The 21,364-nt window shown below is 64.1% G+C and carries 21 protein-coding genes and 1 pseudogene; 7 read left to right on the plus strand and 15 right to left on the minus strand.

Annotated elements, in window-relative coordinates; genetic code table 11:
• Nucleotides 1–30: 30 nt before the first annotated feature.
• From PspR32_RS14630 to PspR32_RS14640, 3 genes and pseudogenes are all read right to left on the minus strand, one after another.
• Nucleotides 31–2,487, minus strand: coding sequence for a TonB-dependent siderophore receptor (locus tag PspR32_RS14630; RefSeq protein WP_159388768.1), 2,457 nt, complete (start codon nt 2,485–2,487; stop codon nt 31–33).
• A 77-nt stretch (nt 2,488–2,564) separates the two neighbouring features.
• On the minus strand, nt 2,565–3,512 hold the full coding sequence (locus PspR32_RS14635; protein ID WP_010223617.1) for a FecR family protein: 948 nt from the start codon (nt 3,510–3,512) through the stop codon (nt 2,565–2,567).
• A pseudogene (locus tag PspR32_RS14640) lies at nt 3,509–4,035 on the minus strand (sigma-70 family RNA polymerase sigma factor). Before PspR32_RS14640 ends, PspR32_RS14635 begins: the two are co-directional and overlap by 4 nt.
• A gap of 160 nt (nt 4,036–4,195) precedes the next feature.
• Here PspR32_RS14640 and PspR32_RS14645 point away from each other — a divergent pair.
• Together PspR32_RS14645 and PspR32_RS14650 are read left to right on the plus strand one after the other, a co-directional pair.
• Complete coding sequence (locus PspR32_RS14645; RefSeq protein ID WP_159388769.1) at nt 4,196–4,891, plus strand: helix-turn-helix transcriptional regulator; 696 nt, start codon at nt 4,196–4,198, stop codon at nt 4,889–4,891.
• 5 nt (nt 4,892–4,896) lie between these two features.
• A complete protein-coding gene (locus tag PspR32_RS14650; protein WP_010223623.1) occupies nt 4,897–5,682 on the plus strand; it encodes a PhzF family phenazine biosynthesis protein in 786 nt (261 codons plus the stop codon).
• Between the two features lie 128 nt (nt 5,683–5,810).
• Here the strand turns inward: PspR32_RS14650 and PspR32_RS14655 are convergent, their stop codons facing one another.
• Both PspR32_RS14655 and PspR32_RS14660 read right to left on the minus strand, forming a co-directional pair.
• Complete coding sequence (locus tag PspR32_RS14655) at nt 5,811–6,983, minus strand: MFS transporter (RefSeq protein WP_100783363.1); 1,173 nt, start codon at nt 6,981–6,983, stop codon at nt 5,811–5,813.
• A gap of 91 nt (nt 6,984–7,074) precedes the next feature.
• Nucleotides 7,075–8,979 (minus strand): M14 family metallopeptidase, encoded by a 1,905-nt coding sequence (locus PspR32_RS14660; RefSeq protein ID WP_159388770.1) that lies wholly within the window; start codon nt 8,977–8,979, stop codon nt 7,075–7,077.
• A 73-nt stretch (nt 8,980–9,052) separates the two neighbouring features.
• Between PspR32_RS14660 and PspR32_RS14665 the strand changes: the two genes are divergently transcribed.
• Nucleotides 9,053–9,373 carry a cupin domain-containing protein gene (locus tag PspR32_RS14665; RefSeq protein WP_036995213.1) on the plus strand — a complete coding sequence of 107 codons (321 nt, stop codon included), beginning with the start codon at nt 9,053–9,055 and terminating at the stop codon, nt 9,371–9,373.
• Nucleotides 9,374–9,420: 47 nt separating this feature from the next.
• On the opposite strand, the gene PspR32_RS14670 is transcribed toward PspR32_RS14665, so the two are convergent.
• From PspR32_RS14670 to PspR32_RS14715, 10 genes are all read right to left on the minus strand, one after another.
• Nucleotides 9,421–9,906, minus strand: coding sequence for a DUF2199 domain-containing protein (locus PspR32_RS14670; protein WP_159388771.1), 486 nt, complete (start codon nt 9,904–9,906; stop codon nt 9,421–9,423).
• A gap of 100 nt (nt 9,907–10,006) precedes the next feature.
• Nucleotides 10,007–10,627 carry an urease accessory protein UreG gene (ureG, locus tag PspR32_RS14675; protein WP_010223633.1) on the minus strand — a complete coding sequence of 207 codons (621 nt, stop codon included), beginning with the start codon at nt 10,625–10,627 and terminating at the stop codon, nt 10,007–10,009.
• Between the two features lie 10 nt (nt 10,628–10,637).
• Complete coding sequence (locus PspR32_RS14680; protein ID WP_010223635.1) at nt 10,638–11,312, minus strand: urease accessory protein UreF; 675 nt, start codon at nt 11,310–11,312, stop codon at nt 10,638–10,640.
• The gene (locus PspR32_RS14685; protein ID WP_010223636.1) at nt 11,312–11,857 is read right to left on the minus strand and encodes a HupE/UreJ family protein; all 546 of its coding nucleotides are present in this window, start codon (nt 11,855–11,857) and stop codon (nt 11,312–11,314) included. Before PspR32_RS14685 ends, PspR32_RS14680 begins: the two co-directional genes overlap by 1 nt.
• Before the next feature lie 22 nt (nt 11,858–11,879).
• Entirely contained in the window at nt 11,880–12,359 is a 480-nt protein-coding gene (gene ureE, locus PspR32_RS14690) for an urease accessory protein UreE (RefSeq protein ID WP_100783361.1), read from the minus strand.
• Nucleotides 12,360–12,368: 9 nt separating this feature from the next.
• Nucleotides 12,369–14,072 carry an urease subunit alpha gene (ureC, locus tag PspR32_RS14695; protein ID WP_100783360.1) on the minus strand — a complete coding sequence of 568 codons (1,704 nt, stop codon included), beginning with the start codon at nt 14,070–14,072 and terminating at the stop codon, nt 12,369–12,371.
• On the minus strand, nt 14,069–14,386 hold the full coding sequence (locus PspR32_RS14700; protein ID WP_010223642.1) for an urease subunit beta: 318 nt from the start codon (nt 14,384–14,386) through the stop codon (nt 14,069–14,071). The genes ureC and PspR32_RS14700 overlap by 4 nt, the downstream gene beginning before the upstream one ends.
• Nucleotides 14,387–14,395: 9 nt before the next feature.
• Nucleotides 14,396–14,698 (minus strand): urease subunit gamma, encoded by a 303-nt coding sequence (locus tag PspR32_RS14705; RefSeq protein WP_010223644.1) that lies wholly within the window; start codon nt 14,696–14,698, stop codon nt 14,396–14,398.
• Nucleotides 14,699–14,707: 9 nt separating this feature from the next.
• Nucleotides 14,708–15,541 (minus strand): urease accessory protein UreD, encoded by an 834-nt coding sequence (locus PspR32_RS14710; protein ID WP_036995163.1) that lies wholly within the window; start codon nt 15,539–15,541, stop codon nt 14,708–14,710.
• 253 nt (nt 15,542–15,794) lie between these two features.
• Nucleotides 15,795–16,370, minus strand: a complete 576-nt coding sequence (locus tag PspR32_RS14715) for a CGNR zinc finger domain-containing protein (RefSeq protein ID WP_036995164.1) — start codon at nt 16,368–16,370, stop codon at nt 15,795–15,797.
• A 186-nt stretch (nt 16,371–16,556) separates the two neighbouring features.
• Between PspR32_RS14715 and PspR32_RS14720 the strand changes: the two genes are divergently transcribed.
• From PspR32_RS14720 to PspR32_RS14735, 4 genes are all read left to right on the plus strand, one after another.
• Entirely contained in the window at nt 16,557–17,423 is an 867-nt protein-coding gene (locus PspR32_RS14720) for an alpha/beta fold hydrolase (RefSeq protein ID WP_100783359.1), read from the plus strand.
• 106 nt (nt 17,424–17,529) lie between these two features.
• Entirely contained in the window at nt 17,530–19,380 is a 1,851-nt protein-coding gene (locus PspR32_RS14725) for a caspase family protein (RefSeq protein ID WP_010223653.1), read from the plus strand.
• Nucleotides 19,377–20,264, plus strand: coding sequence for an alpha/beta fold hydrolase (locus PspR32_RS14730; protein ID WP_159388772.1), 888 nt, complete (start codon nt 19,377–19,379; stop codon nt 20,262–20,264). The genes PspR32_RS14725 and PspR32_RS14730 overlap by 4 nt, the downstream gene beginning before the upstream one ends.
• 124 nt (nt 20,265–20,388) lie before the next feature.
• Nucleotides 20,389–21,363, plus strand: a complete 975-nt coding sequence (locus PspR32_RS14735) for a quinone oxidoreductase family protein (protein WP_159388773.1) — start codon at nt 20,389–20,391, stop codon at nt 21,361–21,363.
• Nucleotide 21,364 lies beyond the last annotated feature (1 nt).

The following is a 21,364-nucleotide window of genomic DNA, read 5'->3' on the forward strand; positions in this document are numbered from 1 at the left end:
CCCTCTGCGGTTACCCCGCAGGCTCGGCCCTTAGAAGCTCCAGCGCGTGGTCAGCATGAAGTTGCGCGGATCACCGTACAGGTTGCCGCCGTAGGCGGTATTGCCGGCAATGCTCTGGTAGTACTTCTTGTCGAACACGTTGTTCAGGTTCAAGCGCACATCCAGGTGCTCGGAGGCCTGGTAGCTGAGCATCAGATCGACCAGGGTATAGGCCTGCTGCTCGATACGGAAACGGCTCTCGGTGGCATAGAAGTTGTTGCCCTTGTTGTAGATCTGGTTCTGCCGGTACAGGCCGCCGCCGACCTTCCAGCGTTGCAGTTCACCCGGCAGTTGATAGGTGGTGAAGGCCTTGAACACATGGCGGGGAATATCAGTATCGAACAGGCGTCCCTCGTTGGCCGGGTTGCTGTCCTTGACGTATTTGACCTGGGCAAAGGTATAGCCCGCGCCCAACTCCCACCCCGGCAGAACGGTGCCGTTGAGCTCAAGCTCGATCCCTTCGCTGCGCAGTTTGCCGGCAGCCTCCGCGCAACTGGGCACCAGCGCCGAACACTCATTGATCTCAAGCGTCTTGGCGCGGTTTTGCTGGTCGATGCGAAACACTGCGGCACTGGCATTCAAACTGCCGTCGAAGTACTCGCCCTTGATCCCGAGCTCATAGTTCTTGCCCTCCATCGGCTCGATCGCGGTGCCCGCCGCGTCCAGTTCCGACTGCGGCTTGAAGATGTCGGTGTAGCTGGCGTACAGCGAATGGTGCACGTCCAGGTCATAGATGATGCCGGCGTAACGCGTGACATGACGCGTCACCGAGTAGTCGCTGCCGGTTGGCGCGCGGCTGCCGTTGCGGGTACGGGTGTCGTTGTCGTACCAGTCCAGGCGCCCGCCGAGGATCAGCTTCAGGTCGTCGGCCAGGTTGAAGCGGGTGGTCAGGTAGGCGCCGGTCTGCGAGGTCTCGCGATCCTGATGCCAGTAACTCAGGTCCAGCTCGCGCTTGGGCAGCGAGCCCGGGTCCCAGTTGTAGATATCTATGCCGATCGCGTCGTCGCTGTAGTTGCCCTTGCCTTCGAAGGTCAGCTCACGCCGGCTGGCACCGACCACCAGTTCATGGGTCCGCCCGAGCAACTGGAAAGGCCCCGATGCGTAGGCGTCGTAACTGCTCTGCTCATCGTCATAGTGGTACTGGCCCAGGTACTGACCGAACACCTCGCCCTCATCGCCCATGCGTTCGGTCATGGTGCCCAGCATCTTCAGGTCCGACCAGGTGCGGCTGGCGGCCAACAGCAGTTTCCAGTCGTTGTCGAAGCGGTAATCCAGGCGGCTGAACACGGTGGTGTTGTCCTGGTCCCAGTACTCCCAGTCATTGCCCAGGTAGGTCTTGCGGGACAAATGCAGGTCGCTGCCATCGATTGCCGTTGGCAGGCCACCCCAGGTCGCGGTGTTGTTGACGCGCTGGTTGGAGACGCCGAGGGTCAAGGTGCTGTTGTCGCTGAGGTCGGCCTCGCCAATGGCGTAGAACACCGAACGCTCGCTATCGGTGACGTCCTGAAAGCTGTTGCGCGTCTGGTACGCCGTGACCACCCGCCCGCGCAAGGTGGCGTTGTCGTTGAGTGGCCCGGAAGCATCCACTTCGCTGCGGTAGTTGTCCCAGCTACCGGCGCTGGCGGTGATGCTCACGCGCGGGTCCGCGGTCGGGCGCTTGCGCACCATGTTGATGGCCGCCGACGGCGTACCCGCTCCCTGCATCAGCCCGGTGGCGCCGCGCACCACTTCGACGTGGTCGTAGATGGCCATGTCCGGCGCCGAGTTCATGTCCCGCGACAGGTAATGCGACAGGTCGTTGGACAGCCCGTCGTTCATCAGGTTTTCCACGGTAAAGCCACGCGCGTAGAACGTCGGGCGCTGCGGGCCATCCTTGGTCATGGACATGCCGGGGGTGCTCTTGAGCACATCTTCAAGGCTGCGCAGGTTCTGGTCGTCCATGCGCTGACGGGTGATCACCGTTACCGACTGCGGTGTCTCGCGGATGGTCAGGGCCAGCTTGGTCGCCGTCTGCATCGGCCCGGTGGTGTAGGAGCCACTGTCTTCGGTGATGCTTCCCAGCACCTGCCCATTGATACTGGTGGCGCCCAGTTCCAATGCCCCATTGGCGGCGGGCACCTCGACCAGCACATAGCCATCGCTGCTCGCCTGTGCCTGCAATGCATGGCCCCGCAGGACCTGGGCGAACCCTTCCTGCACGGCGTAACTGCCCTGCAGACCGGCGCTGGCAAGGCCTGCCACTTGCCCGGCATTGAACGAGATGGCCAGGCCGCTCTCGCGGGCAAAGCGGCTCAGCACGTCACCCAAAGGGCCGCCAGGAATGTCGTAGCGTTTTATCTGCTGCTGGGCCTGTAGCGGCTGGGCAGCCAGCAGAGGCACGGCGCCGAGGGCGAAGTGGACCGCCAGGGTCAACGCACGGCAGGGCTTGAATGGCTTGGGTGAAAGCATGTTCCCGACTCTCCGATGTATTGGGCTAATACAAGGACGCTCGGGTAACAAGAACTGGAAGCGTTTGATAATAATTTTTATTCGAGCCTGACACGGGTCAGCCACGGCGTGTAGTGCTCGACCCGGATCGGGAAGCTGCGCGCCAGCAGGCGCAAGGCCCGCTCGCTGTCGTCGGCAGGCAGCACCGCGGTGACGTTCAGGTGCGCCAGAGCCTTGGCATCGAACAGCAGGTAGCCCTGGTGATTGCGGGCCAGGCGCTCCAGCACCTCGCTCAAGGGTTGTTCGCGCACCAGCATCTGCTGCCTGGCCCAGGCCTGCTCCTGGCCCGAGGCATCCACTGCCTGCACCGCCTGCATGCCCGAGGCACTGAACTGTACCTGCTGTCCGGCGCTCACCGTCTGGGTGCTGGCGCCGCTGCGCACTTCGGTGCTCGACTCGATCATCACCAGGCGCGTGCTTTCGTCCAGGCGCTCCACCCTAAAACGCGTGCCCAGTGCGCGAATGCTGCCATGCTCGGTCACCACCCGGAACGGCCGGGCGGCATCCTTGGCCACGTCCACGAGGATGTCACCGCTGAGCAACCGAACGGTACGGGTCTGCGCGTCGAACTGCAGGTCGACCGCCGTACGGCCCTCCAGGCTGATCCGACTGCCGTCCGGCAATTGCTCGCTGCGCCACTGGCCCGTACCGGTGCGCAGATCGGCCATCAGGTAGGCCGGCGGATAATGCTGGAGCAAGGCAGCGCCGGGCAGCAACAGCGCCAGGCTGACGGCCAGCGCCTTGAGTGCCTGCTTGCCGGGGGCTCGCGCCGTCACCCGCTGCAAGGCGGCACGGGCCGGCGCACGCGGCAGTTCGCGCAGCGGTGCGAGGCTGCCTTGCAAACGCTGCACGGCGTCCAGGTGTTCATCGGCCTCGGCCAACCAGGCGCTGAACGCCTGCTGATCGGCAGCGCTCGGTTCATCATCCAGGCGTACCAACCATTCGGCCGCCTCGCGCAACACCGCGGCGCTGGGTGACGGGCTCATCGTGCCGACTCGCTGGCGGCATGACACTGCAGCAAGGCCTGGACCAGATCGTTCTGCACGGTTTTGCTCGAGACCTGGAAGCGCTCGGCGATCTGCGCATGGCTCAGGCCTTCCAGGTGGCGCAGGATAAACACCTGACGTGCGCGCGCACTCATCTGCTCCAGCGCGCGGGCAATGTGTTCAGGGCATTTACGGCCGCCAGCAGTTGTTCGGGTGAAGGGGCCTGCTCGAGGTGCTCGACGTGCCGCGCGAGTTCTTCACGGTACGCCTGCTCAAGCTTTTGCCGACGGCCGCGATCGACCAGCAGGCGGCGCGCCACCGTGGCCAGAAACGCTCGCGGCTCGCGCGGCGCCACGTAGGCACCGGCATTGAGCAGGCGCACGAAAGTGTCCTGGGCCAGGTCGGCGGCATTGTGCGGACAGTCCAGGCGCCGTCGCAGCCACCCCAGCAACCAGCCGTGATAGCCCTTGTACAAGGTGTCGAGACTGTCAGCAGGAGGAGGCACTTTCATCGGCGCAGGCATTAAATGAGAATGGTTATATCTTAAGTGCCTGAGCCGGGCGGACGCAATCCTGAAGGGCCCTAGCGGGTGGAGATGCTGGACATAAAATCTACAGTTAGTTGATATTTCAACTACTAGTTGATAATTTGACCGCGACCATTCAACTCCCTCGAAGGCCCTGATGAAGGTTTCCAGCGCATTGAGCAGCGAACGACAGCTGATCCTCGGCGTACTGCACAGCACCCTGAAAATGCTCAGCCATGCACTCGGCTCCCATACCGAAATCGTCCTGCATGACGTGCTCAACCCGCAGCGCTCCATCCTCGCCATCGCCAACGGCCATGTCACCGGGCGCCAGGTCGGTGATTCGGTGTTGGCCGGGCCGCGTCATGACCAGGGTTTCGCCGCCGTGCGCCGGGCGATGGACGATCGCTCCAGTAGCGAGCCGATCGTGGTCGAGAACTACGCCACCCTCGCCCCCGACGGCCGCCCCTTGCGCAGCGCTACCGTGGTTTATCGCGACAGCAGCGGGCAGCCGTTTGCCAGCCTGTGCATCAACACCGACCTCAGCGCGATCGCTGCCGCGCATCACGTGCTCGCAGGCCTGCTGGGGCTGGCCAGCGCACCTGCGCCAGTGCCGGATGAATCCCGGGACATGGAACAGTTGATGATCGAAATCATCCAGGACGCCTGCCCCCGCGGCGTGCTAGGCATGAAGAAAGCGCAAAAGATCCAGGCCGTGCGGCACATGCAGGAGCGCGGCCTGTTCATCGTCAAGGGCGGTATCGAGAAAGCCGCCGCCACACTCGGCGTGACCCGCTACACCATCTACAACTACCTGGAGCAGATCCGGGCGACAGACAACGGACAGGGATGAGCAGCATGCAACTTGAAATGTTCCAGGTAGACGCGTTTTCAGCCACGGCGTTTGGCGGCAATCCGGCCGCAGTGTGCCCGCTTGAGGCCTGGTTGCCGGATGCGACGCTGCAGCAGATTGCTGCCGAGAACAACCTGTCGGAAACCGCCTATGTGGTGCGCAATGGCGAGCTGTTCGAATTGCGCTGGTTTACCCCGACGGTAGAAGTCGACCTGTGTGGCCACGCCACCCTGGCGACCGCCTGGGTGCTGTTCGAGCAGTTCGCTGAACAGCGCGACACCCTGCGCTTTGCCACCCGTAGCGGCGAGTTGCGGGTTCGCCGTGACGGTGCTCGCCTGGCCATGGACTTCCCGGCCAAGCAGCCACAAGCCGTGGCAGTGCCCGATGGCTTGTTGCAGGCCCTGGGCCTGGAGCGGATCGAGGCGCTGTACCGCACCGATGACTACCTGGTGGTGGTCGAGGATCAAGCGCTGATCGCCGATCTTGAGCCCGACTATGCTGCGCTGGCGGCCTTTGACGTGCGCGGTATTGCGGTCACGGCCCCGGGCAAGCACTTTGACTTCGTCTCGCGCTGGTTCGGCCCGCGGGTAGGCGTCAATGAAGACCCGGTCACCGGCTCCGCGCACACCTCGCTGGCCCCCTACTGGGCCGAGCGCCTGGGCAAGCGCAGCCTGACGGCCGAGCAAGGCGGCGTGCGCAAGGGCCAGCTGCACTGTCAAGTGCTGGACAACGGCCGGGTGATCATCAGCGGTGAGGGTGCGCTGTACCTGCGCGGAACGATCTTTATCTGAGCAGGCTCAACAACTGGCTGCCCTAGCCACAGGGCTCGGCTGGCGCAGAACCTGTGGGAGCTGGCTTGCCAGCGATGAGGACCGCCCAGCCAGCACACCCGGTGGCGCCTGGATTGCGACCGCTGCGCCTAAAGGGTCCTTGGCAGGTAGCTATGCAGTTGCCGCTCGACCCACCAGGACAACGGCAGGGTCAGCAGCAGGAGCGCCGCCAGGCCGATTACCGCCGCAGTGATGCCGGACCCATCGCCTAGGCGGCCGAACACCACCGGCGCCAGCGCGCCGCCACCAATGGTGCCGGTGTAGAACAAGGCAAAGGCCTGATCGCGCCTGCCCGCCCCCGCCAGTTCCGGCACCACGCCGTACAGCACCGACGAGGTGCCATTGAGCACCAGGCCCAGCAGCGGCAACAGCGCCATCATCGCCGCTAGCGGCAGGAACAACATCAACAGGATCAGCAACGCAGTGGCCGACTCGGTGAACCACACGGTTTTCATCATGCCAATGCGCGCACCCAGGTAGCCGCACACCAGCTTGCCGAAGGCGCCGCCGACAAACAGCAGCATCAACGCCAGGCCAATACCCGCGGAGCCGGCGCCCTTGCCTTGCAGCAAAAACGGTAGAAAGGTAAGAAACCCCATGCGCACGGCGCTGTCGAGGGTGCCGGTCAGCAGCAAGGCGGCCAGGCCGCTGCCGGAGTCGTTACCACGGGCAGACACGGTTTTGCGCGGGCTCGACGGCAACGACGGCTGCGGCGCAAGCAGCCACCAGAGTACGCCGGCGGCAGCCAGGCCAAGCAGGCCCAGCACGGTGACGCTGGTTTGCCAACTGGTTACCAGCAACAGCAAACCGACCCCGGCAGGCACCAGCATCTTGCCGATATCGCCGGCAAAATTGTACTGCGCCAGCGCCTCCTTGACCCCGCCCCCGGCCTCATGGGTGTCGGTGACCAACGACGACGCCAGGGGGTGCTGGGTACTGGCGCCAAGGCCGCCCAGCAACAGCGCGAGCAACAGCACAGCGAGGCCACTGGCCTGCCCGGCAACCAGGTAAGCCAGCCCGGCCAGGGCCGTGCCGCCGACCAACAGGCGCTCCCGGCCCCAGCGCTTTGCCGCGCGGCTGGCCAGCAGTTGCAGGCCCGCCATCATCCCGGCATAGGCGCCACGCAGCAGGCCGACCTGAGCAAAACTCAGGGCGAACTGCGCCTGCCACAGCGGCAGCAATACGTAGATAACGTCGGTAAGGCCGTCGTGCACGGCGTGGGCCATGCTGGCGGCGAAAAGCGAGCGACGGCGGATGTTCATGCAATGTAGGCTCTGGCTGAAAGACCAGAGCCTTTATAGATCACCGCTTTTGCCCAAGACCAATACCGATTTCAGACCGATTGATACCCGGTCAGTACACCGCGCCCACCGGATAGACAAACGCATTGACGTCATAGAACGGCGTGCGCGCGTAGAACCAGTGCAGGCGTGCGCTGGGGCTGGCGGCGAAGGCCTTGTCGTTCTTGAGCTTGCTGTCGAACTCGGCCTTCAGTTCCGGGCTCTCGGCGAGCATTTTGCGCGCCATGGGTTCCATCACGTATTCCTCCGGCTCTTCAGCCGCCACCAGGGTCGAATTGAAGAAGCCCCAGGCCCAGAACGAGTCCGGGCTTTCGGGGTATAGCAGGTTGACCGCCAGCACGCCCAACGGCTGGTCGGTATCGATCACCACCGAGCCGGCCGGGAAGGTCTGCAAGCGCTCCAGCGGCTTGGCCACGCCACTGACCAGCAAGCGCCCTTCGTAACCGGGGATCTGGTTGCTTTGCGTGCGATCGGGTTCGAAACCACCCGCCACTTTCACCTCATCCATGCGATACAGCGTAACGGCAATCGGTGTCGGCTTGTCGAGAGTGGTCATGTGGATGCCATGGGCCTTGAGCCGGGCGATCACCTCGCGCCACTGCCCCGGCACCACGTACTGCCGGGGCCGTTTGACCACCAGGTCGGGCTCGGTGTTGCCGGTGACCGGGACCTTGAGTTTTTTCGCCGTGTTGCTCCAGACAATGGTCCTGGCGCCGGTAATCGGCGACTGCTCATAGCGGTAATCACCTACGGTAAACGCTGTGGTCTGGGCCTTGCCCGGCTTCCAGGTCAGGGTCACCTGCTCTTGCGTCTCCAGGCGTTCGCGGTCCTGGCGGATGGCTTCGTTGAGCGACACCGCCTGATCGCCGATCACCTGGAACATGCTCTTGAGCATCACGTAATTGCCCAGCACCTGGGTCTGGTACGGGTGCAATGCGTGTTGCTCGATCAGGATCGACGGTACATTGCGGATATCGCCGTACTGGTTGGAAAAACGTGCGTAGTCCGTGCGGTACGGGTAGTAGCCCTGGCTCGGGTCCTGGTTGCTGTTGAGGCTGATGCACTCGTGCACCACATGGCCGTCGGCCTCCAGCGCCTGGTACAACGGTGCGCGCATGACGTTGTCCATCCAGGCGCTGCTGGCCGGCGACCAGCCATTGCCATTGTGGCAATACGAACTGTCGTAAGGGTACATGGCGCCATCAGTGGAGTGGGTGTCAGCGAAGAAACTCAGCTGGTAGGTGTTGAACACCCAGGCGACGTTGCGGATTTCGGCGCTGTCGAGCTTGGTGAAGTCACGGTTGAGGTTGTAGTTCAGGCCGTTGACCCGCCAGCCGGTTTCATCCGGGCCGTTCTGGTTGATCCGCCCGTAGGCACTGCGGCGCAGGTCGCCGTCGACATTGACGGTGGGAATGAACAGGATGTTGACCTTCTCCAGCAAGGCAGCCAACGGTTTGTCACCCGTGGTCATGTCACGCAGGAGCATGAACATCGCATCCTTGCCATTGGCTTCGCCCGGGTGAATCTGGGCCTCGACGAAGATCGTCGGCTTGCCCGATTCATTCAACCCGGCCGGCGATTTGTCGACCTCAAGGGAGGCGATGGCCATCAACATCGGGTGACCTTCGGCGCTTTTTTCCGGCAGGTCGTTGAGCACGATATTGCCACCGGAGGCCGCCGCCAGGCGGGTCATGTAGGCGCGGGTTTCGTCGTAGTTGCTGGTCTGGCGGAATTCGCTGGCTTCGGCCTGGGTGATCAGCGGGTTGTCCGGCTTGGCAAGGTAGCGGGTGCTGGTCAGGGCCTGGGCGAACATTGGCGGCAGGATGCGCTGCTTGGCAGCCGGCGAATAACCGCTATCGTCGATGTAGGACGGCGCGCTTGGCAATGCCGCCAGGGCTGGCAGGGCCGCGCCCAGCAGCATTGCAACAACGAGGGGCCGCAAAAGCGGGTGTTTCATGATCAATCCCTATCATGAGTGGCAGGTGCCCACCTTAAACCACAACGTGCAACCAGACGAGAGCCAGGCCACCATGCTCGACAACCTGTTTGATCCACTGCCCGCGGCGGGCGCACAAGAGCACTTCGAACAACTGCTGACCCGCCCGGGGCTGCGCATTGAACGCATCGTCTCCCACGGCCAGGCCAGCCCACCGGGGTTCTGGTACAACCAGGCGCAGGGCGAATGGGTGCTGCTGCTGGCCGGGTCTGCCGGGTTGCGGCTGGAACATGAGCCTGCCGAGCGGGTGCTGCGACCGGGGGATTTCATTGATATTCCGGCGCACTGCCGGCATCGGGTCGAATGGACCGACAGCACCCAGGCCACGGTGTGGCTCGGGGTACATTATGACTGATGGGTGGCATAGGCCTGGCCACCCAGCACGGAACGGGCCTGGGCCTTTCAGGCGAAGATCACGCTGTACTCATGCGCGCGGTGCAAGGAAATCCCGTTGGCCTGCTCCACGGCCAACGGGTGGCTGCTGGCGCTCAGCGTCACACAGGGGCGTGAGGTCGGCCCGCTCAACTGCAGCAGGCCTTCCAGCCCCAGGGTCTCTGGCAGGTTGGCAATGCTGTTGGCCAGGCGTACGGCAAAAGGCGGCTCGCCAGCCTGGCCCTCATCACGCCAGAGCTCGCAGACACGTTCGAAATCGCTCGGCTGCAGTTCAACCCAGATACCGATGCAGTAGCTATCGTTCATTTGCGCCACGGCCAGTGGCAACAGTGCCCGCAGAAAAAACCGCTCGCCGGCGATCACACACCAGTCGTTGCTTTCCCTAACCTTGTGCTCGCGCTCCTCGGCGCTAAGCGCGAACAGCGCATCCGGACGCCGGAACGCCAGTTCACCCAGGTCATCGGCGTGGTCCTTGCCGCACTGACTGCACATCATCAAAGTTGCCTCCTGCATTGGATCGAGTCGTTGGGGGTGGCGACTCTATCAGGCCCACGCATTCCTGCGGAAGCTGGCTTGCCAGCGATGCTGTTGACGATCACAGCGGTTTCAACATGCCCCGCTCGACGATGAAATCGATCACCTGCTGCAAGCCTTGCCCGGTCTTGAGGTTGGTGAAGGTCCACGGCCGTTGCGGGCGCATGCGCTGGGTGTCCTTTTCCATTACCTCCAGCGAAGCTCCGACGTAAGGCGCCAGGTCAATCTTGTTGATCACCAGGAAGTCCGACTTGGTGATCCCCGGCCCGCCCTTGCGCGGGATTTTTTCACCTTCGGCGACATCGATCACGTACACGGTCAGGTCCGCCAGCTCCGGGCTGAAGGTGGCGCTGAGGTTGTCGCCGCCGCTCTCGACAAAGATCACTTCGAGGTTGCCGAACGTGCGCGCCAGTTCTTCCACCGCCGCCAGGTTCATCGAGGCGTCCTCGCGGATCGCGGTGTGCGGGCAACCGCCGGTTTCCACCCCGACAATGCGCTCGGGGGCCAGGGCGCCGGCCTCGGTGAGGATGCGCTGGTCTTCCCTGGTGTAGATGTCGTTGGTCACCACGGCGATCTCATAATGGTCGCGCATGGCCTTGCACAGCGCTTCGAGCAGCGCGGTCTTGCCGGAGCCGACCGGGCCGCCGACACCGACGCGCAGGGGTTGTTGGTAGCTTTGCATGGGGGTTTCCTCAGGATCGGAACAAGCGGGTGTATTGGGTTTCGTGCCGCGCCGAGGCAATCGCCAGCAACGGCAAGCCGCCGCCGAGCTGGTCATCGCCAAGGGCCAGGGCGGTTTGCAGCACCTGGGGTAGAACTTCGCTCAGGTCACGCAGCAAGGTCTGTGCCGCTTGCTGGCCAAACGGCACCAGCTTGACCCCGGCCATCACCGCGCCTTCGAGCCAGGCATAGCCGTGACCAAGGGCCAGATCACGCAACGGGATCTCCCAGTGCACAGCCAACCAGGCCATGCCACCGAGCTGGCTGAGCTCCAGCGACGCACGCCATTCAGGCGCCTGGCCCAGTTGCCAGCCATCGAGCAGGCGGGTCAGGGCCATGCCGCGTTGGCGTTCTTCCAGGCGCAGTTCGGCGGTTTCGCGGTTGGCCAGTAAAAACCGGCTCCAGCGCGCGAACGCCTCGGCATCGTCATCCAGGCAAGCTTGATACAGCCGCGCCAGCAGCGGCCAGTCGAGGTGGCACAGGGTGTCCTCGATCTGTTGGCATTGCCAGTTGCGAAAACCTTCGGCGCCCTGCACCCAGCCGGCCTCCACCGCCCACTCCAGGCCTTGCGAGTAGGTGAAACCACCCACCGGCAGGCTCGGGCTGGCCAGTTGCAGCAAGCGCAGCAGCTTCAGGTCGTGGCTCATCAACCGGCCAGCACCAACGCGGCGCCGGCCAGCAGGCCGCCAGCGAAGGCCTTCTGCAAGCCCTGGTGCCGACGCAGCAGGCATCCCGCGCCAAAGCCGACCAGCAACAACAGGCCACTGACGCTGACGAACCCTGCGCTGAACACCCAGAACGCGCCCGGGCTGGCTTCAACGCCATGGGCCCAACCGTGGAACAGGGCAAACAGCGGCATGGCCAGGGCCAGCAATACCTGGCGGCTGGGCACCAGCAGCGCCGCGGCGGCCACCAGCAGCGAGCCGATGATCATGGTTTCCATGCCGAGCACACCGCCGAACACGTGGCCCATTAGCGCCCCGCCGAACATCGCGCCCAGGGTCAGCAACGGCAGCGCCAGGGTGCGCCCGGTCAGGGCCGCGAGCACGCCGGTGCCGAGCAGCATCAGCAAGTGATCAAGGCCGGTCAGCGGGTGCAGCAAACCGTCCTGCAACGGGTTGGCGTCATGGCCGGGGTGGGCGAACGCCGGAACCGCAACCAGCAGCAGTGCGAGGGTAATGAGTTTTTTCATCGGGCAATCTCCTTATCGACAATCAGTGCTGAGCGACGCGAACGAACAAATGGTCACTGTGGGCGTGGCTGTGCGGCGCGCTCTGGTAGGCACCGGCTTCAGGCTCGAACGGCGCCTGCTCGAGCGCCACCTCCAGGCCCAGGCCGCGGACCATCTCATCGAGCACATGGTCGTGCTGATAACGCACCAGGCCGGCCTCGATCTGCAGCGGTACATGGCGGTTGCCCAGGTGGTAGGCGGCGCGGGCCAGCAACAGCGGATCGGCGCAGCGCACCGTGGACACCTGCTCGGCCGCCGCCAGCACGCGAATCACCTCGCCGCCCTGCGCTTCGCCAAGCAGTTCGCCACCGCGCAGCAACTGCCCGCGTTCGAGCATCAAGCCGGCCTCGCGGCCATCGTCGAGGGTGACGCGCACGCGGCTCTTGATGCGCGTGTCGACAGTGAGGGTGACGGTGCCGCTTACCTGGGCGGTGTCGCTCAGGCGACGGGTCAAGAGGATCATGCTCGCTCCTTAAAACAGAAAATAACGCTGGGCCATCGGCAACACCGTGGCCGGTTCGCACACCAGCAGCTCACCGTCGGCGCGCACCTGGTAGGTTTGCGAGTCGACCTCGATCATCGGCAACCGGCCGTTATGAACCATGTCGCCCTTGCGCACCGTGCGGCAGCCTCGAGCCTCGCCGATCAGGCTGTGCAGCCCCAGTTGCCGGTGCACGCCACGGTCGATCGCCGCCTTGGACAGAAAGGTCATGCGCGTGGCATGGCGCGCGGCGCCCAGGGCGCCGAACATCGGCCGGTAGTGCACCGGTTGCGGGGTCGGGATCGAGCCGTTGATATCGCCCATGGGTGCCATGGCGATCATCCCGCCCTTGATCACCAGCGCAGGTTTCACCCCGAAGAACGCCGGCGCCCAAAGCACCAGGTCAGCCAGTTTGCCGGCCTCGATCGAGCCCACTTCATGGGCGATGCCATGGGTCAGCGCCGGATTGATGGTGTACTTGGCGAGGTAGCGCTTGACCCGGAAGTTGTCGCTGCGTGCGCTATCTGGCGCCAAGGGGCCACGGCGCAGTTTCATCTGGTGCGCCACCTGCCAGGTACGCAGCACCACCTCCCCGACCCGGCCCATGGCCTGGGAGTCGGACGAGGTCATGGAAAACGCCCCGAGGTCATGGAGGATGTCTTCGGCGGCAATCGTCTCGCGGCGGATGCGCGACTCGGCGAAGGCCACGTCTTCGGCAATGCTCGGGTCCAGGTGGTGGCAGACCATGAGCATGTCCAGGTGCTCGTCGACGGTGTTCTGGGTGTAGGGCAAGGTCGGGTTGGTCGAGGACGGCAGCACGTTGGCAAAGGCTGCGGCGCGGATGATGTCCGGCGCATGGCCACCGCCGGCGCCTTCGGTGTGGAAGGTATGGATGGTGCGGTCGCCAATGGCCGCCAGGGTGTCCTCGATGCAGCCGGATTCATTGAGGGTGTCGGTGTGGATCGCCACCTGCACGTCGTGTTCCTCGGCCACGCTCAGGCAGCAGTCGATGGCCGCCGGGGTCGAGCCCCAGTCTTCGTGCAGTTTCAGGCCGACGGCGCCGGCTTCGATCTGCTCGCGCAGGGCCTCGGGCCGTGAGGCGTTGCCCTTGCCCAGCAGGCCGATATTGATCGGCAACTGGTCGGCGGCCTGGAGCATGCGCGCCAGGTACCAGGGCCCGGAGGTGCAGGTGGTGGCATTGGTGCCGGTGGCAGGCCCGGTGCCGCCGCCGATGAAGGTGGTAATGCCCGAGGTCAGCGCTTCTTCGACCTGCTGCGGGCAGATGAAGTGAATGTGCGAGTCGATGCCGCCGGCGGTGACGATCTTGCCTTCGGCGGCGATCACCTCGGTGCCCGGCCCCACCGCCAGGGTCACCCCCGGTTGCACATCGGGGTTGCCGGCCTTGCCGACGCCGACGATGCGCCCGTCCTTGATGCCGATGTCGGCCTTGACGATGCCCCAGTGGTCGATGATCAGCGCATTGGTCAGCACCAGGTCCAACGCCTGGGCGGCAAGCATCTGGCCCTGGCCCATGCCGTCGCGGATGACCTTGCCGCCGCCGAACTTGACCTCCTCGCCATAAACCGTGAAGTCCTTCTCGACCTCGACCCACAGCTCGGTGTCGGCCAGGCGCACGCGGTCGCCCACCGTCGGGCCGAACATGTCGGCATAGGCCCTGCGCGATATCCGGCTCATGCCTGATTCTCCAGCTTGCCCATGACCTTGCCCTGAAAGCCGTAGACCTCGCGTTTGCCGCGATACGGCACCAGGTGGACGGTGCGTGCCTGGCCCGGTTCGAACCGCACGGCGGTACCGGCGGCGATATCCAGGCGCAAGCCACGGGTCGGCTCGCGCTCGAACACCAGGGCGTTGTTCACCTCGTAAAAGTGATAGTGCGAGCCGACCTGCACCGGCCGGTCGCCGTGGTTGGCGACGGTGACGCTGATTACCGCCAGGCCTGCATTGAGTTCGATGTCGCCGTCGGCGACCTGTACTTCTCCGGGAATCATCCTGCGCTCCTAGATGATCGGGTCATGGACGGTGACCAGCTTGGTGCCGTCGGGAAAGGTCGCTTCCACCTGCACATCGGGGATCATTTCGCTGACCCCGGCCATCACCTGGTCGCGGCGCAGCACTTCGCGGCCCAGGTTCATCAGCTCGGCCACGGTGCGCCCGTCGCGGGCACCTTCCATCACCGTGGCGCTGATCAATGCCACCGCTTCCGGGTAGTTGAGTTTCAGGCCACGGGCCAGGCGCCGCTCGGCCAGCAGCGCGGCGGTGAACAGCAGCAGTTTGTCTTTCTCTCGCGGGGTCAGCTCCATGGCGTTCTCTCAAGTGGCCCAGATCCGCGGCGGGCATGGCGCCAGGCCGACCACGGCGGGTCGCAAGGCATGCCAGAGCCGCTGCAAAGTGGATTGCAGGCGTTGGTTGTCGTGGTCGAGCAGGCGTACCACCAGCAGTTGGCCGAGCAGGGTCGCGCCGGCCGGGGCGCCCAGGTCTTCGAGCAGGGCGCGGCTGTGGTCGAGCAGTTCGCTGCTGGCCGGGTAGGCGCAGAAGGTCGCTTGCAGGGGGAAGCCTGCGAGCTTGTCGAGCGGCCCGCCGTCGATGCGCAAGCGTTCGTGCAGGCCCGGGTCGTCGGCCACCTCGATGTGCAGGCGACTGTCGAGGGCGCCGTGGCTGAAGGTCTCGCCCATCACCGGGCGGCCCAGGCACAGGGTTTCCCAGGCCAGCAGGCGCGCGCCAGGCGCCAGGGTAAAACGGTTTTCCAGATGCACGCGGGCGCCGGCAAAGCAGATGTTGCCCTGGGGCAGCCATTCGAGCGTGCTGTCTTCGGCCAGGCAGAAGTGCTGCTGGAGAATCGAGGTCGGGCCGGCGCTACGGTAGAACTTGGTCGCTCCGGGCATGGTCAGCAGCGCATGGCTACCCGCCTCCAACTGCACATCGAGCAGCAGCTTATCGCCACCGACCACGCCGCCTGGGGGGTGCAGCACATAGACGTGGCACGGTGCGCCTTCGGGATAGAACGGCCGCTGCACCAAAAGAGGACCGAAATGGCGCCGCGCACCAATACAGGTCCTGGTCTCGCCCCGGACGAAACGCAGCCTGAGCTCGGCGCGCCAGCCGGCATCAGCGTTGACCTGGTCGGGGAGTTCGGGGAGCGACATGCCTCAGGTTCCAGTAAACGCTGCAGCTATCGGGCTACAGGCGCATTTGCAAGAAACAACCTGCGCGCTCAAGCCAATGCGGCGACTTGCAGGTTTGACCAATCGATCAGCAATCGATGGCAGAGGCAAAGCACATAGCGGGCCAAGATGGCGCTCTGGAGGGGTTTGTTTAAACCGCCGGCATGCACCGGTTTAGCGCTGCCCGGCTGCCGGGTGTTTAAACCCGGGCATCAGAGCCTTCCTACAATGGCGGCTACTCCTGGCGCAGGCGCTTGCGGTGCTCGGCGACTTTATGCCGGTTGCCGCACACCGCCATGCTGCACCAGCGCCGACGGTGGGACTTGGTGCGGTCGTAGAACCAGAGGATGCAGTCCGGGTGTTCGCAGGTCCTGACCAGGCTGAAGTCGCCGCCGGCCAACAGCTCGGCCGCTTGCTCGGCCAGGGGCGCCAGCAGTTGCTCGGCCGAACGCTGCTCGGCCACTCGCAGCAGTTTCGGGTTGGCGTCCTGGTCCCACACCAGTTGCCCGTGGCTGGCGCCCTGGGCCAGGAAGCGGTTGAGGATCGCCGGATTGCCGCGTTCGCCCGCCTTGCGCTGCTCGACCAGGTCGCGCAGTGCTTCACGCAAAGTGACTGCCGCCGCCAGCAAAGCGCCCTTGGCCAGGCGCGGCATCGCCTGCGGGTGTAAGCCCAGGCGCTGCAGCCAGGTCAGCACATCGGCATCGCTGCGCCAGAAATCGGTGCGCTGGCCGTCGACAATGGCCACGGTGTTGAGCATGTCCAGCACCGGGTGGTCGGCAAGGACGTAGGGCTCGGTGATGGTGTCGGTCATGGCCGTTCTCGGTGGTGGGGTTGGTCCATGGTAACCCTTATTTTCTGCAGTACAAGTTACAGCACCACTCATCGCGAAAGATCTGTAACCGTTTAAATTGAGTTTGACAGGTTACTAAGCCCGTGCAAGATTTGCTTGCGCAGTAACCCAACAAACCAATTTAATCGGTTACAGAGGATCAGTCCGATGAGCACTTTCACCCCAACCGTGCGCTACCAGTACGTCGACGCCGACGGCGTTCGCGTGTTCTACCGTGAAGCCGGCGAGCCGGGGGCCCCGGTATTGCTCCTGCTGCACGGATTTCCCAGTTCATCCCATCAGTTTCGCCAGCTGATCCCGCTGCTGGCCGGGCACTTTCACCTGATTGCCCCGGACCTGCCGGGTTTTGGCTTCACTGAAGTGCCGCCCGAGCGCGACTATCGCTACAGTTTCGATGCCCTGGCGCAGACCCTCGGCGCCTTTGTCGAGGCCCTTAACCTCAAGCGCTACGCGATGTATGTGTTCGACTACGGCGCGCCCACCGGCCTGCGCCTGGCCGTGGCGCATCCTGAACGGGTCACCGGCTTCGTCTCGCAAAATGGCAACGCCTATCTTGAAGGCTTGGGCGATGCCTGGGCGCCGATCAGGGCGTATTGGGCTGACCCTTCGGCGGCCAACCGGAAAACCGTGGGCGATGCGGTTCTGCACCTGGAGGGCACTCGCTGGCAGTACCTGCATGGCGTGGCGGACCCGAGCCTGGTCGCCCCCGAGTCCTACACCCTCGATGCGCTGTTGCTGGAGCGCCCGGGCAACAAGGAGATCCAGCTCGACCTGTTCCTCGACTACGCCAACAACCTTGAGCGCTACCCGCAGTTCCAGGCGTTTTTGCGCGAGTATCAGGTGCCTTCGCTGATCATCTGGGGCAAGCACGACCCGTTCTTCATTGCCCCGGGGGCCGAGGCCTACAAGCGCGACAACCCCAATGCCGTGGTCGAGCTGCTCGATACCGGCCACTTTGCCCTGGAGACTCATGCGCCCTGCATTGCCCGGCGAATTATCGAGGTGTTGGCCTGACTGCCCTGCTGGCACCTCGTCGCCCGGCACCGGCGCCGCACTGGATAAGCGCAAAAACCGCCCCATACTGATAGCACTACGCCTCTAGCGGACCGAGGGCCGGGCCATGAGCCGAAACGTTGGTTTGATTGCCGTCGGGGTGGATCACACTGGCATTCTGGATTCGTTGAAGGGCGCGGCCAGCGGGGCACTGCAATTTGCCCGCTGGCTGGAGGAGCAACAGCAGTTCGGCATCAGCCCGAGCATCAGCGTGCTGACCGATCAGAATGACCAGGTGGTCGAAGCCAAGGCGATCCAGACCGCCGCCCGCGACTTGCTCGCGGTCGGCGGGCTCGACCTGTTGATTCTGTATTTCTCCGGGCACGGCATTGTCAAGAACGGCGCCGATGAACAAGTCTTGCTGTCGAACGTCAAGGACTACCCCGACGAAGCCATCAACATTGCCGCAACGGCGCTCAACGCCCGCCATATTGGCGTACCCCATGTCGTGATCATCTCCGACGCCTGTCGCAATGCGGTCGACCCCTTTGGTTCATTGGGCCAGGTCAGTGGCAGGCCGGCGGTGAAACGCGGTGCGGTGGTCGGCATCAAGCCCGGCAAGGTCGATATCTTTTACGCCACCGAACCGTCACAAACCGCCAAGGAGTACAAAGGCGAAGGCTTCTTTACCAAGGTCCTGCTCGAAGCGCTGCAAAGCCCACCGACAGAAATTTGCGAGACCTGGCCGGGCTCCAGCGTGCCGATCATTCCCACCTGGCTTCTGGAAGACTACCTGTACAACCAGGTGCCGACCCGCGCCCAGCAGCAAACACCGCGATTCGAGCAAACGCCGGACATCATTGTCCAGGCGCGCCAACCGCTGTTCCTCGGCTATGCCAGCCCGCCGCTAGTCTTTGCCAGCCCTTCCCCGCTGCCTGGCCCCGGGCCGCTGGACTACGGCCTGCCGGCTGGAGCCGGAGCACCCTACTTTGAGCAAATCCAGATCCTGCCGCTTCCCGATCTGTTTCCAGCAGACCTCAGGGTCACCAGCCGAAACCAGGCGATACAACAGGTGGCCAGCAGCTTTCTCAAGGAACCCGAGGCGTACATCAGCACCACATTGCTTGAACAAGCCGGCCTCGACGAAGCCTACCGGCGCAACCTGCAGCGCTACACAGCACTCCCCCAGAGCCTGGCCGAAAGCGGATTGCGCATCATCGGCAGCCAGGCCATCAGCGTGCTGGTGGCCCCCGGCCAAGCGGCGCCCCTTGTGCAAACCCATGACCAGCAGAGCATCATCAGCCTGGCGCCGTCTGCTCAGGCACAGTCAGTCATCGTCACGTTCAGCGACGACACCCTGATCGTCTTGCCGGTCATGCCCGGCTACATCGGCACAGTCCACGTAGACGAAGGCCTGGTGCAGTCGGTTTCGTTCGAGATGGGTATGACCCTGGCCCAGACCTTTGCGCAAACTCCGAGCAGGCGCCTGCACCTGCACCACCTGCAAGCACTTGCCGCAGCCTTCGCCAGCAGCGCCAAACTGCGCACCTTGGCCGCGACCCAGGCATCGAGCTTCGCCGATGTCCTGCGCCAGGAAAAGCGCCTGGACCCGACCTTGGGCATCTACGCCGCCTACGCCTATCTGCTGGCCGCTGACGACCAAGGCGTGCGTTCGGTACTGAGCTACTTCCTTGACTACCAGGCATCGTCCCAACCGCCTTTGCCCGTGCCGTTCGATGTGGCTTTGCTCGCCGGCGCCCTGGCATCCGGCAAGCGCAAGGCACGGCCGCTGATCGCCCCGTTCTGCCCGATGATGAGCCTGGGTTGGACAGTGCTGGCAGCCCATGGCAAGAACCAGAAGCTCCACCCTGCAATCCTCGAAGCCGGTAAATACCGGCTCAATACTGAATGGTCGACCTTTCGCCGCCGCGATACCCAACCGCTTATCGAAGCTTTTCTACAAGGAGAGTTGTCATGAAAGTCGTGTTCATCCATGGCCGGTCACAACAAGGCAAGAACCCGCTCACCCTGCAAAACACCTGGACCAATGCCTTGATCAAGGGTTTTGAAGACATCGGTTCGCCCTACACTGGCGTGGTCGATGTGGCCTTCCCTTACTACGGCGATCTGTTGTTCGACGAAACCTACCGCAGAGCGCAGAAAGACTTTCAGGTACTCACCGACAAAGGCGCCGACGCCGCGGCCCCGGGTGGCGAGGAAGAAGAGTTCATGCGCCAGGTCATTTACGACATTGCCAAGCAGCAAGGTATCAGCAAGGAACAGATCAACGCCGAGGCCAATGGCGAGGTGCTTGAGAAAGGTGTTCAGAACTGGCGCGGCGTGCTGGCGGCCCTGCGCCTGCTCGATCAGTTGCCCGGTGTCGGCGCGACCTCGGTCGAGTTGTTCACACGCGATGTGTGGTACTACCTGACCGAAAAAACCATCCGTGACGCGGTCAACACGTTGGTCGATGCGCAGCTTCCAGAAAACGATCCGTGCATCGTGGTGGCCCACTCCCTGGGTACCATCATTGCCTATAACCTGCTGATGAACCGGCCTGCACGCAGCAATATCAAGGGCCTGGTGACCCTCGGCTCGCCCCTGGGCATTGAAGCCATCCTGAGCCGGCTGCCCTCCAACGGTTCGCCGCGCAAGGCCCCGGATGGCGTACCCAGCTGGGTCAACATTCGTGACAAACGCGATGTGGTGGCGCTCTACGAAATTCCCGCCGCGCGGTTCAGTGGAGCACCTGCGGTGCAAAACCACAGCAACGCCAGCAACGGCAGCGATAACCGCCACGGCATCGTCGAGTACCTCAACGACACAATCGTAGCGGGCGTATTACGGCCTTTGCTGGCATAAGCACGTTCAAACCCTCAGACTCGTGCACTGGCTGCTGCAATCAACTGCATACAAGCCGATTGCTGGACCCTGGTTGAGAAAATACCCTTGAACGCACCTTAACTGTGTTTCAGGATTCTCAACCATGGTCATGCACATCCGCCTCCAGCAGACTGGCGCACCACGTGTTCTGCACCTCGAACAAACCACCGCGCAAGTACCCGGCCCCGGCGAGGTCTGGCTTGAACAGGCGGCGATCGGCGTCAACCCGCTGGACGTCAGCCAGCGCAAGGGCGATGTGCGCATCGCCCTGCCCTCGGGCCTGGGCCTGGAAGGCGCCGGGACGGTAGCGGCAATTGGCGCGGGGGTCAGCGGCATCGCTGTCGGCGAGCGCGTCGGCTACGCCACCGGCCCGCTGGGCGCCTACGCCAGCGCCCGGCTGTACCCCGCCGAGCGGCTGGTCAAACTCCCGGACACGCTCGGCCTGGACCACGCCGCCGCGCTGCTGTTCAAGGGCATCACCGCCCACTACCTGCTTCACAGCACTTACCCGGTCGGGCCCGGCACGCGGCTGATGATCTACGGCGCCGCCGGTGCCCTGGGGCAGTTGCTGGTGCCCTGGGCCAAGCACCTGGGCGCGTTTGTCATCGGCGTGGTGTCGAAACCAGAAAGTGTCGCCCGCACCCGGGCCGCCGGCTGCGACGAGGTGCTGGTGTTCGACGCCGCCACCCTGGCTGCGCAGGTGCTGGAACTGACCCAGGGGCAGAAACTCGACGTGGTCTACGACCCGATTGGCCGGGTGTCGTTCGAGGCCTCGCTGGACAGCCTGCGCCCACGCGGCTTGCTGGTGTCCTGCGGCATGGCTTCGGGTGCACCGCCGGCCATCGAACTGAGCACCCTCAACGCCAAGGGCTCGTTGTTCATCACCCGCCCGTCGCTGGCGGCGCACACGGCAACGGCTGCCGAATACCAGCAACGTGCCGGGGAGGTGCTGGCGGCGGTGGCGGCAGGTATCATTCGCCCGCAGATCTGCAAGCGTTATGCCCTGGCCGACGCCGCCATGGCCCATGAAGACCTGCAATATGGACGTTCACAGGGCGCGATCATCCTCACGCCCTGAC

The organism is Pseudomonas sp. R32 (assembly GCF_009866705.1).
Classification (GTDB): Bacteria; Pseudomonadota; Gammaproteobacteria; order Pseudomonadales; family Pseudomonadaceae; genus Aquipseudomonas; species Aquipseudomonas donghuensis.

Excerpts from the sequence above, each read along its gene's own strand:
- PspR32_RS14630 (WP_159388768.1), bottom strand. The coding sequence starts at position 2,487 with ATGCTTTCACCCAAGCCATTCAAGCCCTGCCGTGCGTTGACCCTGGCG.
- PspR32_RS14635 (WP_010223617.1), bottom strand. The coding sequence starts at position 3,512 with ATGAGCCCGTCACCCAGCGCCGCGGTGTTGCGCGAGGCGGCCGAATGG.
- PspR32_RS14645 (WP_159388769.1), top strand. The coding sequence starts at position 4,196 with ATGAAGGTTTCCAGCGCATTGAGCAGCGAACGACAGCTGATCCTCGGC.
- PspR32_RS14650 (WP_010223623.1), top strand. The coding sequence starts at position 4,897 with ATGCAACTTGAAATGTTCCAGGTAGACGCGTTTTCAGCCACGGCGTTT.
- PspR32_RS14655 (WP_100783363.1), bottom strand. The coding sequence starts at position 6,983 with ATGAACATCCGCCGTCGCTCGCTTTTCGCCGCCAGCATGGCCCACGCC.
- PspR32_RS14660 (WP_159388770.1), bottom strand. The coding sequence starts at position 8,979 with ATGAAACACCCGCTTTTGCGGCCCCTCGTTGTTGCAATGCTGCTGGGC.
- PspR32_RS14665 (WP_036995213.1), top strand. The coding sequence starts at position 9,053 with ATGCTCGACAACCTGTTTGATCCACTGCCCGCGGCGGGCGCACAAGAG.
- PspR32_RS14670 (WP_159388771.1), bottom strand. The coding sequence starts at position 9,906 with ATGATGTGCAGTCAGTGCGGCAAGGACCACGCCGATGACCTGGGTGAA.
- ureG (WP_010223633.1), bottom strand. The coding sequence starts at position 10,627 with ATGCAAAGCTACCAACAACCCCTGCGCGTCGGTGTCGGCGGCCCGGTC.
- PspR32_RS14680 (WP_010223635.1), bottom strand. The coding sequence starts at position 11,312 with ATGAGCCACGACCTGAAGCTGCTGCGCTTGCTGCAACTGGCCAGCCCG.
- PspR32_RS14685 (WP_010223636.1), bottom strand. The coding sequence starts at position 11,857 with ATGAAAAAACTCATTACCCTCGCACTGCTGCTGGTTGCGGTTCCGGCG.
- ureE (WP_100783361.1), bottom strand. The coding sequence starts at position 12,359 with ATGATCCTCTTGACCCGTCGCCTGAGCGACACCGCCCAGGTAAGCGGC.
- ureC (WP_100783360.1), bottom strand. The coding sequence starts at position 14,072 with ATGAGCCGGATATCGCGCAGGGCCTATGCCGACATGTTCGGCCCGACG.
- PspR32_RS14700 (WP_010223642.1), bottom strand. The coding sequence starts at position 14,386 with ATGATTCCCGGAGAAGTACAGGTCGCCGACGGCGACATCGAACTCAAT.
- PspR32_RS14705 (WP_010223644.1), bottom strand. The coding sequence starts at position 14,698 with ATGGAGCTGACCCCGCGAGAGAAAGACAAACTGCTGCTGTTCACCGCC.
- PspR32_RS14710 (WP_036995163.1), bottom strand. The coding sequence starts at position 15,541 with ATGTCGCTCCCCGAACTCCCCGACCAGGTCAACGCTGATGCCGGCTGG.
- PspR32_RS14715 (WP_036995164.1), bottom strand. The coding sequence starts at position 16,370 with ATGACCGACACCATCACCGAGCCCTACGTCCTTGCCGACCACCCGGTG.
- PspR32_RS14720 (WP_100783359.1), top strand. The coding sequence starts at position 16,557 with ATGAGCACTTTCACCCCAACCGTGCGCTACCAGTACGTCGACGCCGAC.
- PspR32_RS14725 (WP_010223653.1), top strand. The coding sequence starts at position 17,530 with ATGAGCCGAAACGTTGGTTTGATTGCCGTCGGGGTGGATCACACTGGC.
- PspR32_RS14730 (WP_159388772.1), top strand. The coding sequence starts at position 19,377 with ATGAAAGTCGTGTTCATCCATGGCCGGTCACAACAAGGCAAGAACCCG.
- PspR32_RS14735 (WP_159388773.1), top strand. The coding sequence starts at position 20,389 with ATGGTCATGCACATCCGCCTCCAGCAGACTGGCGCACCACGTGTTCTG.